Below are 13,727 nucleotides of genomic sequence, written 5' to 3'. Positions count from 1 at the left end.
TGCTTCAACCGCAAGGGCCTCGCCTTCCTCCGTCTCGCCTCCATCCGCCTCATGCTGCGAAGGTTATGCAATCCTGCGTGATGTTCCCGGACAGACTCTCAGACCAGTTCACTTGCGGCCGCCCCTTTCGCATCCTCACCGTCGTGGATGAGTGCACCCGGGAATGCCTCACCCTGCTGGCGGATACGTCGCTGTCCGGCGTGCGTGTCGTGCGGGAACTGGATCGTCTTGTGGCCGAGCGCGGCCGGCCGAACATGATCGTCAGCGACAATGGCAGTGCGTTCACTCCCAATGCCATCCTTGCCTGGGCGGACGCGGCACAGGTCGAGTGGCATTACATCGCGCCGGGCAAGCCCATGCAGAACGCCTTCATCGAGAGTTTTAACGGCCGCCTGCGCGACGAGCTTCTCAACGAGACGTTGTCTCAACCCTCACCCAGGCCAGAGCGGCCTTGAGCGGGTGGAGAACGGACTCCAACGGATCCCGTCCCCACTCCGCCCTCGGCTGGCAGACCCCGTCCGCCTTCGCCGCCACCTTCCACCCGCGACGGGATCTGACGCTGCGCCAAGCCAGAAGCGCCAAGCCAGAAGCTCCGCGCCAGAAGCTCCGCGCCAGATCCCGCCGCTCACCCGGCCAACAAGGCCAAATCCAACCGCCGGAGCAAACTCACCGCCGGATAAAACTTGGGGGCAACGTCAGGCAACGTCAACCCCACCGCCGCTGCGCCAAACCAACACGCCGCAGCAGAGGGGGCGATGCCCCGAACCGGGGTCAATATTCAACACCGATATCGGGTCAAGTCTCCGCGCCAATTGACACCATATCCGGGCGTCGTGACAAACGACGCCCATGATTCCATGTATTTCGGACAGGCTCTCTATCGCACGCATGCTCAAGCTTCGACCTCGGGCACGGAACTTGACGGCGGAATCGGCGGGCTTGGAGGCGCGACGTCGTCGAAATCAACTCTTTCGAATATCTCAAGCGCGCCGCCACGGGTCGCATTGCGGATGATGATGCCGCGCTTTTCGCATTCTTCGCGCGCTTTTTCGAAGCCAATGTCGATCAGTTCAGTGGCCGGAGCATACCAAACCTCGCCGCTGCGTCGGTAATTCGGGAGGAAGTGGTTTTGCTCGCCACCATCTTTCACCACGCCTCGCCCCTGCTCCGGCAGGCGGAAGGTGTGGTCCATCCCGTAGAGGTAGATCTCCGTGAAGCCCATCCACACCGCAATCTGGAGTAGGTCGTAGATGATCGAGCCCGCATTGCCAAGTCCGACCGTCGCATCATCGGCGAAGGCGACGCCGGGCTTGCCGTTGGTGCCGGGCGGGCGTGGCAGTACGTCAAAGCGGATGATGCGTTCGTTCATGGCACTCGTCAGCCAACGCGCTGCCCTGGCTTCCAGAAAGAGCGGAGTGCCACAACGCTCCAAAATGTCCTGGCCGTTCTGTTCCGCCATCAACATGTCGGAGCAGGCTGTGAAGCTGGGGCGGAAGCTTATTTTGTCATAGGCAAGGTGGAAGCGGTTGGCGGCGAACACAAACTCGCCGTGCAGTCGCTCGAGATCGGACACTCGGACGCTCGGGCCGTTGCCCAGAACGAAGCAGCGCTTGCCGGCGTATGCCCCACCGTAGGCCATCATCCGCTGACGATCGCGCAAGCCGGAACGCGGTAGCAGGCTGATGGTGTCGATACCCCGCAGGTGTGCAGCGTGCTCCAGCGTTTTCAACTCGGCGGAGTTGGTGGTGGCCAGCAACAGCACCGGAACCCAGTCAGAGTGGATTACCTCGATCGGCTCTACACGTAGCTCTGGCCGCAGGAGTGTGGTGTCCGGCATATCACTGAAGACACCGATGAGGCTCAACCCGCGGCTTACGACCCAATCGGCCATGTGGGCGCCGAGGCCCACGTCACTGCCGAGAAGGATGCCGAAGGGACGGCTAAATATGCTGCGCGGCAGGGCATCGAGCCCCGCGAAGACCAGATCCCGCAACTTGCGGTCCGGAGAGGCCACACGCGGTGTTGTCGCCGCCACACCGGCGGTGATGAACTGCCGTAGCGGTTCGTATATCGCTTCCATCGAGAGGTATTTCGCGGCATAGAGCCGTGAACGCTGCTCCAGCTGGCGTCGCATTTGCCCATCGCCGAGCAATGCGAGCACCGTCTCGACGAACGCTTTCAGGTCATGGGCGATGCTGAGGGGCGAGATGTCGAGTGCGGGTACGCCCTCGGCCGCAGCCGGCGTACAGACGATCGCCTTGCCGTAGCCAATTGCCTCCACTGTCTTGATCTTGAGCCCGGTGCCGTTCCAAGTGCAGTTTAGCACCACATCGGCGCGCTCGTATTCTGCGTCGAGATCCTCCACACGGCCGACGAGAACGACCCCGGGGGGGACCATCTCCGGCGAAGGGAATGCCTCCGAACCAACATCGCCCACGATGCGGAAAACAGCATCCGGCTCGGCCGCGCGCACATGGGGCCATGCCTCGGCGCAGAACCGCTGCACTCCGAGGACATTGAACGGATTGCTGCTGCCGACGAAGAGCAGAACCTGGCCCTTGCGTTCGCTGGTGACCGGCGCGCGCTTGGTGCCCTCATAGGCGAACCCGACCGTGAGGATGCGCTTGGCTGGGGCAAGCATCCGAATCTCGGCCGCTTCCTCCGGTGTGATGGCGATCAGCGCATGCGCATGGTCGAAGAAACGCGCCTCGTCGAGAGGGCTGACCCGGCGATTGCCTGGCACCATTTCTCCGATTTGCGCGAACTGTGTTGGAAGGCGGCTCAGAACATCATGCGTTTGTATGATCTTCAGCACCGTCGCCGGCAGGCCGTCAAGCGCTGTCGCCATGTGCACATATTGCGCGATGGCCGCCTGAATCGGCCGTTCCTTATGCAGCGCGGCCAGTGCTTCCGCAGTCCCGCCGTAGAAACGGTCAGCGGCCGAAACGCGCTTCTGCTTCGAGGACCGAGGCACGACGCTGTCAGCCACCACCACGCGGTGAACAGTCTGCAACAGTTCGTCGGCGATCGCCCGCACTGTGCCGACGGGGAGCTGTAGCACCACGGTCACATAGAAATCACAGGACTTCAGGAACCGCAGCAACTGCATGATGACGCGACGATTGCCCTGGGCCTCCGGCAGCGGAGCGACATGCATAACTACGACCACATGCAGCCGGTGGTCATTCTTGCCATGTTCCGTCAATTCGCCGGAGTGCCAATCGAGATCGCCGATCGAGATCTGAGCGCTCGGTGGGAGTGGAATCGGCGCGCTTGGCACCTCCTCGGCCTCCCATTCTCCGAGAACATCGTGGCCCGAACGCAAGGTGCAGCTGATCGTCAGCGGGCCACCAGTCGGGAAATCCCGACGAAACACATATTCGAGCCCGTTAGGCGCTCCCTCGGGTAGCAAATCAGGGTAGTTCTGGCGAACGTCTTCCCGGTTGAGATTCAGGGCGACGTTTCCGAGCGGCTCGCCGTTGACCTCGATCAACGCGGTCACGTCCCGCCGCTTCGAGGCGACCCAGGCGCTGATGTGAAGGTCGGTGCTGGTCAACCTCACGCTGTCAATTCCGAAGAATGCCGTGCTGGCGCCCTGTGGCCTGCGCTTCAGTGCGGACTTGACGAGTTGGGTGCAATCTTTCTCAGCAACTGTTCTGCCGCCTGAGATGAAGCGCAACGCGATGCGGAAGGGGGCGGAAAAGCTCTCGCGCGGAACGGCCAAGCTGGCGACGACCTCGCATCCGTCGCCACGCGCAGTCTGCGCATTGCCAAGGATCTCGCCGTCACCATCAAGCAAAAGAGCGGTTTCACTGTGCTGAAGAGTGCGGATCGCTCCGAGCACGATGATATCATCCGCCTCGGGCGCGACCGTAATTGCCCCCCATTCGATTGCCTCGGCCTCTGCCGTCAATTCAGCCGCACTTGCTCCCAGCTTGGTGGGGTTCTGTTTGGGCGCGCCGTTTACCGAAGCCGCGACATTTTCGGTGAAGACCAGCTTACCGGCATTGGTCAGTCCCACGGCTGCGAGAATTAGTTGCTGGCCTAAGCCGAGTTTTGGCAAAGGGGCGTAAGCGACGAATGGGATCGTGCCATCCGCCAGAGCGTCACCCAGAAAGCCCTCGAAAGAGACCCCCTGGGCAAACAGAGCAATCCGCCTCACATTCCCGGCGTCCGGCAGGATCTGCCCCTTGAGAAAGGTGGCCCCCGCAGGGCTGACGAGAGTTTCATTGATTTTGAGGCATTTGGAAGTTTTGACCAGCGCATCCGAGGGCGCGAAGCGGATATCGGGGAGTTCGCCCTTGTAAAGCGTGCCGTCCCAAGCCGTTGCCTCGAAGTGGAGGGGACCCTCGCCCGCCGCCGCGGCCGGCCAAGTGGCGAAAAAGCCATACAAGCCGCCCTTGGCGCCCAGACGTTTGCTCACGTCGGTGCGCTTGATATGCAGCACCGCCTCGACGGGGGCTTCCTTGCCAACACTGAAGCGCAGGGAGCGAATCGCCTGCATGTGCTCGCACCACCCGCGCAGCAAGCGAGCGCCGTTCCCCCACTGCGATGCTTCCGAGATGGTAAAGCCCAGCTTGGTCTTCTTGCGTGGAGGGGCCGCTTCCCTTTGCCTCAGATAGCTTTCGAGGATCCCGAGCAGGGCCTCCCCGCGCGCCCTGGGGTTGGCGATATCGCCGACTTGCCGTGCGAAATTGGCCTCCGAAGGCCTCAACTGGGTCAGGGCTTCGGCCAGCACATCGCGCAGCCCGATGATGTCGCCGGGCGAAGCATAACGCGCAATGTCTCCGCACATTTCCCGTACCACGGGCAAATCATAGCAGATCGGCACCGCACCAGCGGCCATCGCTTCGATCGGCGGATATCCGTATCCCTCGAACAGGCTAGGGAAAACCAGCGCCTTAGCCCGTGACAACTCGGTGAATTTCTCAAGGTCGGTGAGCGACCGCAGGATCCGCAGATGGATTCCGGTTTCATCCGCGCGCGCCTGCAGCCGATCGATGAACTCCTGATCGGTCTCCTTGCCGCCGAACAGGAAGGTGAAGGTCTCGCCTTTGAATTCCGGCGTCATCAGTTGGAGCGCGTCGGCCCCACCCTTGTGGTTGTCGCGCGGCCGCGCCATCAGGAATATCTGGTCACGCGTCCCTTGCGGCGGCACTGCGCCGAGCGCCACGCCATTGACGGGGGGCTGCCAGACCGCGAAGAAGGTGCGCTCCGGAAATTGAGTATAATACTCCTTCGCCCATTTATCGCTCTCATGGGCGCTCGACAAGATGAGACAACCGTCCTCACAACAGCCCCACCACTCGGCCCACAAACTCTCCGCCCGTGGCGGCTTCACCATGCTATTGAACCAATTCGGGCTCTCGAAGTTGATCAGCACCAGCTTGGCATTGCGAGCAGCCGCATAGCGTCGTGCCGCTCCGTAAAAACGGCGATCCATCTGAGCGGAAGGGACAATGATGACGACATCGCAGTCTGAGCTCGGCAAGCCGTTTACCCAGTCCGGGGTTATATATAAATCTAAAGGGTTGTTTTCGCATATGTATTGCAGGTCTTTGACAAAAATTGGATTGTTGTTTGTAATGTAATCAACTTTTGCACCTGCGGATGCGAGAGAAAATGCCGCGATTGCACCATGATATCGACCTCCAGAGTAGAAGTTTTTCGGGTTTGTGCTAAATACTGCAACCCTCATCATCGCCTCTTTGTTCGATTTCATCTCACTTATTCCGCAAAGTCCCACATCTCGATGACGAGCGAATCACTGTTTGAGCTCGCACAAAGAGTGCATTTTTAAAATAATTGGTGAGCGAAACCTACTTAGCATGGCTGCCGAGACCGGCTCAAGCCCCTAAGAGCCTATCCCATAAAATCTAAAGGTGTTGGCTCTGGATTTTCATCTCCTAGTGAGTGTGCGGTGCGCCTGACCATCAGCATGACGGCGGCGGCTTAACGAAGGCTCTGGCGCTTTCGATGGTCGCCTCAAAATCCTTGGCGAGCCTGCGGCGGCGCCCTAAATCGCGGAAGTCGGACAGATCGACAGCAGCTATATCAAGGCTCGCCGCGGTGTCGGTGAGGCAAAAGGGGGCGAGTCAATGCCATTGGCATCTCGTGTGTCGGCAGGACGACCAAATCCATGCTCTCGTCGATGTCCTCGGAAGGCCCCTCCGCCTCGTCTGGACGTCGGGCAACAAGTCGGACGTGAAAGGCGCAGACCTGTTGATCGGAGAAGCCCTCGGCATTGAAGTGGGTAATCGCTGACCGAGGCTACGACGCGAGCCGCATCAGGGCCATCTTGCGTGAGCAGGGCGCCACCCACGTGATCCCCGGTCGCCGCACAGAAAGCGACCCATCCAGTGTGACGAACGCTGTTACAAGGGCCGTTGGCGCGTCGAGACCATGTTCCGCCGCCTCAAGGATTTCTGTCGCATCGCCACCCGCTATGATAAACTCGCTCGAAATTTCTTGTCAGCCGTGAGTTTCGCTAACGCCGTCGCATTCTGGCGTTGAATGAGTCTGGACCCTAAAAGCGGTTCGCGACATTGACTTGTTGCCCGCCATTCGGTATCTTCGCCCAAAAATCGAATCTTGGTTTGTTTAATTCAGGATTTGGATGCTAACTTATCGATCGCGTCCAAGTCATCAGCTCGAGAAGTGACTCCATGTTCGATATGTCAGAGCCGCTGAATGTCAAGGACCCAGCCGACATTTTTGAGTTCACCTACGGCGACAAAGTTTATCGCATGTGGCTGCCAGTCAAGAACGAGACTTTGCAGCTAATTATCACGCACAATCGAACCTTTTATGAACTCGACCTGCTGGAACGATTGAAGTCGATACTATTTTCTGTTTCCCCTTCGCCGCTGGGTGCCGTTATTTTGGATGTCGGGGCGAATATCGGCAACCACACGGTGTTTTTCGCTAAGGAAATCGGCTTGCCGGTGTTTGCATTTGAGCCCGTTCCGTTGGTTTACGACATCCTTCAGGAAAACATTGACCTCAACGGAATTCGTGATCGCGTGACCGCCTTCAAGGCTGGTGTCGGCGCTGTGTCCGGCGCTGCAACCATTATGCTGTCCTCGCCGCAGAATCTCGGCGGCACGACCTTGCGGATGGCGGAGGAGTACACGGACGACGCAATGCCTATCGTCACACTCGACGAGATGGTGGGCGACAAGAGGGTTGCGCTCCTCAAAATCGACGTTGAGGGCATGGAGTTCGACGTTCTCCGGGGTGCCTATCGGTTGCTGAGCACGCAGGCCCCCGTGCTCTGCATAGAGTCGCGCGATCTCAGGCATTTCGCTCAAGTGTCCAGCGTGTTGCGTCCTTTGGGTTACGTTCCGGTCAGCATATTGGGAGAGGTGCCCACTGCGATCTTCGTCAGCATCGATAAGTCGAAGGATGCTTTGGAGCAGATTTCCTACGAGCTCGCCGCAGGGCACATCAAGGAGTTTCAAGAAGTGATGCGCTTGAAATCCATTCGTAGACGCCTGGAACGCGAGGTGAAGGAAATGCGCGCTGCCGTGGCATCGTCGAAATAGAGCGGTTTCGCCTCGGTACCGGTGCAGGTCGATCGAAGGGGGCAAGCAGGTGTCAGGGATGGGGATGACGATTGGAATTTTTGGCAGCTGCGTCAGTCGTGATCCGTTTTCGCTAGAAGCTGCCTCGGACTTTACGGTTGGACCGTATGTCGCGCGCGTATCGTCCATTGGGCTCTTTGACGATCCGCTTGACTTCGACCCCGAATGGTACGCGCATTTGTCCCGCTTTGAGAGGCGTTGTGTTGAGCTAGATCTTTCAAAGACAGCGGTCGGCTATCTTGATAGCGCCCCGCTCGACGCCTTGGTCCTCGATTTTATAGACGAGCGCTTTGACCTTCTGACTGTGGAGGGAACGCGGCTCTCGAATGCGCATGTCGGATCCGGGGGCTTTGCCGCGCACTACAGGGAAACGTCCGCGATCCTGCCTCGAGCTGGCAAGGACGCGACTGATGCCTGGAAGCAGGGTATTTCTCGCTACCTTGCCCATCTCGCTCAGAGATTTCCATCGCGCCCTGTCATCCTTCACGAGGCCTATTGGGCGAGCCATTTTCGCGATCAAGATGGCTCTTGCGTTCCGTACTCGGCGACATATATTCGTTTAGGCGTTCTTCACAATTCAATTCTTGACGAATATTATAGGCACGTGAAGCGTACCGCCATTGAGCTTGGTTTAAACCTGCATACGATTCGCGTTCGCAGGCGGTATGTTGTTGGCGACGCCAACCATCAGCATAGCCAGGAGCCATTTCATTATTGCGGCGAATATTACGTGGAGTTTCTCGAGCAACTGAAGGCGATTCTTCGTGGCGATGGCGAGGGTAAGTTTCACGGCGTGCCATTGAGCCGCCCTGCGGCAATAGAGCGGCGCGGAGCGCTACTCATGGCGCGCGCGAAGAATGAGGCGCCCTATCTGCTCGAATGGGTCTGCTATCATAAGCTCCTCGGGTTCGACGAGATTCTCATTTATTCCAACGAGAGTGACGACTATACTCAGGAGTTGCTTGACGAGCTTGAAGCCCAGGGTTTACTACGGCATGTGCGTTTCACGTTGGACGCAAGTTCGACCGCTGATGGCGAGATGCTGAAGGGCCTCATCGAGCATGGCAAGACGCTGCCTTATGAATGGGGAGCTCTTCTCGACATCGACGAGTTTCTGTTTCTGCATAAGCATGCAAACGTCGCGGATCTGCTAGCAGATTTTCGCGATGCGGACGCCATCGCCATCAATTGGATGAACTTTGGATCCGGCGGGCTGCTGACGAACGACGGTCGGCTGACCACTGAGCGCTTCACCAAAAGAGGGGCTCCGAATTGGAGCGAGAATAAATGGGTGAAGAGCATCGGCCGACTCGCTTTGATACAAGGCGGGGGGCCACACTTTTTTTACATGGCGTCCACACCGGATCGTTATCGCCATGTCGGGGGGAAGGAATTTACCAGTTATAACGATGCCGCCGCAATCGATCACAGCGTTGCATCGATATTCCATTACGGCATCCGCTCTGAGGCGGAATTTCGTTCCAAGCGCTCGCGTGGCGACGCCATTTTAACGCAGGCCGCGCAGAACGAGCGCAATCGCTATACTGACGCGTACTTTCGATGCCGGGACGTGAACGATCAGGAGTGCGACGCGATGTCTGTCCATCTTCCGCTCATTAAGGCGAAGATTGCCGCGCTCCGCAGTTTTCCGCGTATCGCGGAGCTGCTCGATTTGATCGAAGCGAAAGACCGAGGCTTGGTCTCGACGAATGTCGCCACTGCCTAGGTGTTTGATTCCGGACTTTGATGGTGCGGTCCTATCGCAAGGGATGCGGATGCGCGGTGGGGCAGAAACTTCACGGGCGCGCGACCGACTGTGACGCACCCGCGAATAACTGCTTCTCAGGAGATCTGAGGGCGCTGGCCAAGCCCGGCAGCAGGGGCGGGGAAACCAATGCCAAGCGGAAGAGGTGCGGCGCGGGGGGATTAAGGTGACGCGGTAGCAGCCTCAACTCCGCTATAGACCGAGCGGCGATTGCCTTGTCACCAAACTGATGCGAGCACGAACGCTTGATAAAGCGGACCGGCCTGGATATATCTTCTGGATCACGTGAAACTGTCTCGAGATCGTTCGCAGCAGTTCATATCGTAAACTTCAGGGCGAGGCCGAATATGATTTGTCGACTCAAGCTGCGAGAACCGCGCATCACGGCTAACGATAGCCTGGACTGGAGAGACCGCATTCTTGGATACATAGACTTGATCGAATCCAAGAATTTATCGCAATTTAGCATTCTTGAGATTGGTGTATTCACTGGAATTCTAAGTGAAGCTATATTTGATGCTTTTGGTTCTAAGCTAACGCGATATGTTGGAGTGGATCCTTACATTGGAGACGAGACCGATCCCTATTTTAAGGGGTATTGGGGTGGAAAGAAGTCAAAGGCCGAAGAGGCATATAGCAACAGCAAGCTTATCTATGAAAAACATGGAGCTACGTTGTTGAGGGAGATGTCTAAGGATTATTTTTCGGCATCTTCCGAGTGTTTTGATGTCGTTATCATTGATGGTGATCATCGTTTTGAGCCGGCTCTAGCCGATTTGCGCGCAGGTTGGGCAAGGGTGTCGCCTGGCGGGATTCTTATTTGCGATGATTTCGGTAATCCAGATCATCCGGGCGTCACGCTGGCGGCCAATCAATTCAATAAAGAATGCAAGCCGGTGGAATACGGCGTGACATATACCTTCTTCCAAAAACCCCCTGGCCGCCTCCTGCCGTACCCCTTGGGCTTGTGCTGGTGGTCCCGAGAGGCCGACGGCGCAGTTAGCTAAGCGACCCGACCAAGTGAGGCTGGTGTTCCGTTTAGGTCCTGTTGACGACTGTTTTTGTCTATAGGCTAACGGCGGCGATGAGGACGAAGTCGAGGTCGCTCCCGGCGGTCTTGTCGTATCGGGTGGCGAGACGGCGGAAGTTATTCAACTTGATGAAGCAGCGCTCGATCCTGTTTCGCAGCCCATAGACGTGATCGTCGACAGGGATCCGGATCTTGTGGCTGCGACGTGTCGGGATTATCGGCGGGACGCCGCGAGGCTCCATCTCTTCTCCAATGAGGTCGCAATCGTGGCCGCGAGCGGCGAGAAGGACTTTGCGGCTCTGGCGCGTCGGCGTCGAGGAGAGGCAGGGTGCCAGTGTAGTCCGAGGCTCGGCCCGGAGCGATGTCCGGGGCTACAGGCAGTCCTGCACCGTTGGTGCGGACCTTGCGTCGGCGGCGCAGTGGTGCGTGCGGATGACGTGCTGTCGATCGTCTGATTTGGGTGCGGACGATGGTGATCTGGGATGAGGCGCTGGGGGAGCGTCTGAAACCGTTAGCGGCGCTGCTGCGGCACAAGAAGCGGCGACAGATGGTTCGCTCTATGTGGCCAGATTGATCGGGCCGGGCGAGCGCAAGGGCATCCAGCCCGTGGCCGTGCGCCTTGATCTGGCGCGGTATGACTGCTTCCAGCATTTCATCTGCAATGGCCTGTGGGACGAAGCGCCGGTCGAAACCGAGCTTGCCTGCACGGACGACCGCCTCATGGGCGGCTCCGATGCCGTCCTCGTCATCGACGACGCCAACGTGCCCAAGAAGGGCAGCCACTCGGTGGGTGTGGCGCCGCAACACGCCTCCATGCTTGGCAAGCGCGCCAAGGACAGCAGCGCATGCCGGGGGAAGAGGCTTGGCTGGTGTGCGAATGACGCGCCTCGGGCGAGCGCAAATACTATCTCTTGAGCCTGCCCACCGGAGCCTCTCTCAAGAAGCTCGCCGCCGCCATCAAGGCGCGCTGTGTGTGCGAGCAAGCCCACCCGCAGATGAAAGGGGAACTGGGCCTCGACCACCACTTCGAGGGGCGGTCCTGGCGCGGCCTCCACCGCCACGCCCTGTTGACCATGATCGCCTAGGCCTTCCTCCAGCATCGGCGCTTGGAACCGGCCGCGGGAGAAAAAAGCCTGCGGACGGGATTGCCAAGGTCGACCTTGCCCCAGGTCCGCAGAGCCGTCATCAGGACACTCTCTTCGGCATTACCTGCACGAACATGCCACCACCTTCGAAGGACAATCTGGAAAACGCCAATCTGATCCTATCAAAGTAGCGCTAGCCGTCAATCCGCGCCAGATGCTCGGCCGCAGCTCGCAAAACAGCGGCGTGAGCGACACGTTGTGCCCATGATGCTTGTTCTACAGGCGCCGCCAGCAGGTCATGCGGTCCACGCTGCCCCCAATTTTCCGGACCGTGAGCATCTCCGGCTGCGGTGAAAAGGCAATATCCCAGATCCGACCAAAACTTGAAGAATTGATCAGATGTATAATTATAACGCCTCGCTGCACTCTGACCCGTATATTCAAATACGATTAACGGGCGAGACGCCTCCAGAAGTTGCTGCGCACCCTTGAGGGCATGAAATTCCGCTCCTTCGATATCCATCTTGATGAAGCGAACCGGTGTGTCGACGGGAATGATATCGTCAAGGCGGCACACCTCGACCTGTTCGACTATGACGTTCGCACCCTCGGGATATTGCTGCGGCGCTAAGCCGCTCATGCCTGCCGCTTGCGGCACATAATAGAAGTCCATCGTACCCGTCCGGTCCGACACGGCACAATCAAGATAGGTTACGATATTACGGATCTTGTCTACGCCGGAATGATTGATCGCCGCGCGTAGCTTGTCACGCATCTCCGGAGCGGCTTCCACAGCGTAGACTTTTCCGCTCCGACCGACCTTCGACGCCATGGGGATGGTATGCCTAGCCCTGTGCGCACCGACATCAATGGCAATATCACCTTCGTGAAGATGATATGTGTAAATATATTCCACGATTGACTCAAGGAACGCATGGCGCCGCCCTTGGGGGACCCTTGCGATTGCCTCCCAAATTGAATTCGCTACGAACGACGGTAAAACCGCTTTACCCATGCCAGACATCGACCATCTTCCGTTATTTGGAATCTAAATCTTCCCTCGTGCCCGCGCCAAGCACAATCTATAATCACATCTATCGCATCTTGATCCACCGTTGTTGATATGCCTCTGTAGAGAGCTACCATGAGCTACCCATCGGGGCAAGCAGGCAGCCCCCCGCAATCGAGACATAGTGTTCAACTATTTTATCTGAGAGCCTGTCTGGAAATTATGGATGAGCGTTTCGCCGGATGAGGGTGCGGCCCATCGCGATATGGATCATGGCGGTTGAAACGTCGATGCGGCGCTCATAATCGCGGACCAGCGGGCGCCTGAAGTGGGTGCGTGCGCGCGGTGCGGATGGTGCTCTGACACGCGTGCGATCACGATTCCCGCTGGGCTGCGATCGCCTCGATCGCAGCCCAGGTCGGCTGCACGGGCGAGACGCTTCGGCTCTGCCTGAAGAGGGCGGAACAGGACCGCGGCCGTGTCGGCGGTGCGACCCAGGACGTGATCGCGCGGTTGAAGGCGCTGGAGCGCGAGAACCGCGAACTCCGGTAGGCGAACGAGATCCTGCGCAAAGCGTCGGCGTATTTTGCCCAGGCGGAGCTCGACCGCCGACCGAAGTCATGACCGGGTTCATCGATGATCATCGCGACGTCTACGGGGTCGAGCCGATCTGCCGGGTTCTGCCGATCGCCCCTTCGACGTACCACGCACAGGTTGCTCGTCGGGCCGATTCTTCGAAGGACGCGGCTCGAACGCGCCGCGACATTGCGCTTCGCGGAACCATTCAGCGCGTCTTCGACGAGAATTTTTCGCGTCTACGGCGTCCGCAAGGTCTGGCGGCAGATGATGCCCGAGGGCGAGAGTGTGGCGCGATGCACGGCCGCTCGGCTGATGAAGGACATGGGTTTGCGGAGCGTGATCCGCGGCTAACCGGTGAAGACGAGGGTGAGTGATCGAGCGGCACCATGCCCGCTCGATCACGTCAATCGGTAGTTCCGGGCACCGAGGCCGAATGCCATGAGGCTCTCAGACTTCACCTGCGTCGCCTTCGCCCGCCGCATCGTCGGCTGGCGAGCGAGTAAGACGGCGCACGCAACCTTCGTGCTCGGCGCCTTGGAGCCGGCACTCCACATGCGTCGCCCCGGGCGATCCAAAGTGACGTGACCCCCGTTTCTCATCCAGCCATAACGAGAGTCCTGGGTTGATTTGAGCCTTGGTGGTGGTGGGTGGCAAGAGGCGTCCGCGCGGAGCCTCC

At 58.8% G+C, this 13,727-nt stretch carries 6 protein-coding genes, 4 pseudogenes and 1 other annotated feature; of the genes and pseudogenes, 7 read left to right on the top strand and 3 right to left on the bottom strand.

The window, feature by feature from the left end:
* Window positions 1-89: 89 nt before the first annotated feature.
* A pseudogene (locus HUW53_RS21285) lies at window positions 90-680 on the top strand (integrase core domain-containing protein); the annotation flags it as partial.
* Window positions 681-892: 212 nt separating this feature from the next.
* Here the strand turns inward: HUW53_RS21285 and HUW53_RS21280 are convergent.
* Window positions 893-5,722 (bottom strand): glycosyltransferase, encoded by a 4,830-nt coding sequence (locus tag HUW53_RS21280; protein ID WP_237347753.1) that lies wholly within the window; start codon window positions 5,720-5,722, stop codon window positions 893-895.
* Between the two features lie 632 nt (window positions 5,723-6,354).
* Here HUW53_RS21280 and HUW53_RS22165 point away from each other — a divergent pair.
* From HUW53_RS22165 to HUW53_RS21260, 5 genes and pseudogenes are all read left to right on the top strand, one after another.
* Entirely contained in the window at window positions 6,355-6,513 is a 159-nt protein-coding gene (locus tag HUW53_RS22165) for a transposase (RefSeq protein ID WP_370877866.1), read from the top strand.
* Between the two features lie 152 nt (window positions 6,514-6,665).
* Window positions 6,666-7,544, top strand: a complete 879-nt coding sequence (locus HUW53_RS21275) for an FkbM family methyltransferase (RefSeq protein ID WP_237347752.1) — start codon at window positions 6,666-6,668, stop codon at window positions 7,542-7,544.
* Window positions 7,545-7,602: 58 nt separating this feature from the next.
* The gene (locus tag HUW53_RS21270; RefSeq protein WP_237347751.1) at window positions 7,603-9,309 is read left to right on the top strand and encodes a DUF6270 domain-containing protein; all 1,707 of its coding nucleotides are present in this window, start codon (window positions 7,603-7,605) and stop codon (window positions 9,307-9,309) included.
* A gap of 473 nt (window positions 9,310-9,782) precedes the next feature.
* Complete coding sequence (locus tag HUW53_RS21265; protein WP_237347750.1) at window positions 9,783-10,355, top strand: class I SAM-dependent methyltransferase; 573 nt, start codon at window positions 9,783-9,785, stop codon at window positions 10,353-10,355.
* 492 nt (window positions 10,356-10,847) lie between these two features.
* A pseudogene (locus tag HUW53_RS21260) lies at window positions 10,848-11,640 on the top strand (transposase).
* A 16-nt stretch (window positions 11,641-11,656) separates the two neighbouring features.
* Here HUW53_RS21260 and HUW53_RS21255 read toward each other — a convergent pair.
* Both HUW53_RS21255 and HUW53_RS21250 read right to left on the bottom strand, forming a co-directional pair.
* Window positions 11,657-12,379 carry an FkbM family methyltransferase gene (locus HUW53_RS21255; RefSeq protein WP_237347749.1) on the bottom strand — a complete coding sequence of 241 codons (723 nt, stop codon included), beginning with the start codon at window positions 12,377-12,379 and terminating at the stop codon, window positions 11,657-11,659.
* A gap of 313 nt (window positions 12,380-12,692) precedes the next feature.
* Window positions 12,693-12,806, bottom strand: a pseudogene (locus HUW53_RS21250) (IS5/IS1182 family transposase); the annotation flags it as partial.
* A gap of 62 nt (window positions 12,807-12,868) precedes the next feature.
* Between HUW53_RS21250 and HUW53_RS21245 the strand changes: the two are divergent.
* A pseudogene (locus HUW53_RS21245) lies at window positions 12,869-13,615 on the top strand (IS3 family transposase); the annotation flags it as partial.
* Window positions 13,051-13,167, top strand: a sequence feature (AL1L pseudoknot). It overlaps the preceding pseudogene by 117 nt.
* Window positions 13,616-13,727 lie beyond the last annotated feature (112 nt).

The organism is Xanthobacter agilis, from assembly GCF_021730435.1.
Classification (GTDB): domain Bacteria; phylum Pseudomonadota; class Alphaproteobacteria; order Rhizobiales; family Xanthobacteraceae; genus Xanthobacter; species Xanthobacter agilis.
The sequence above is the reverse complement of the archived record's forward strand: the minus strand, read 5'-3'. Positions and strand labels throughout refer to the sequence as shown.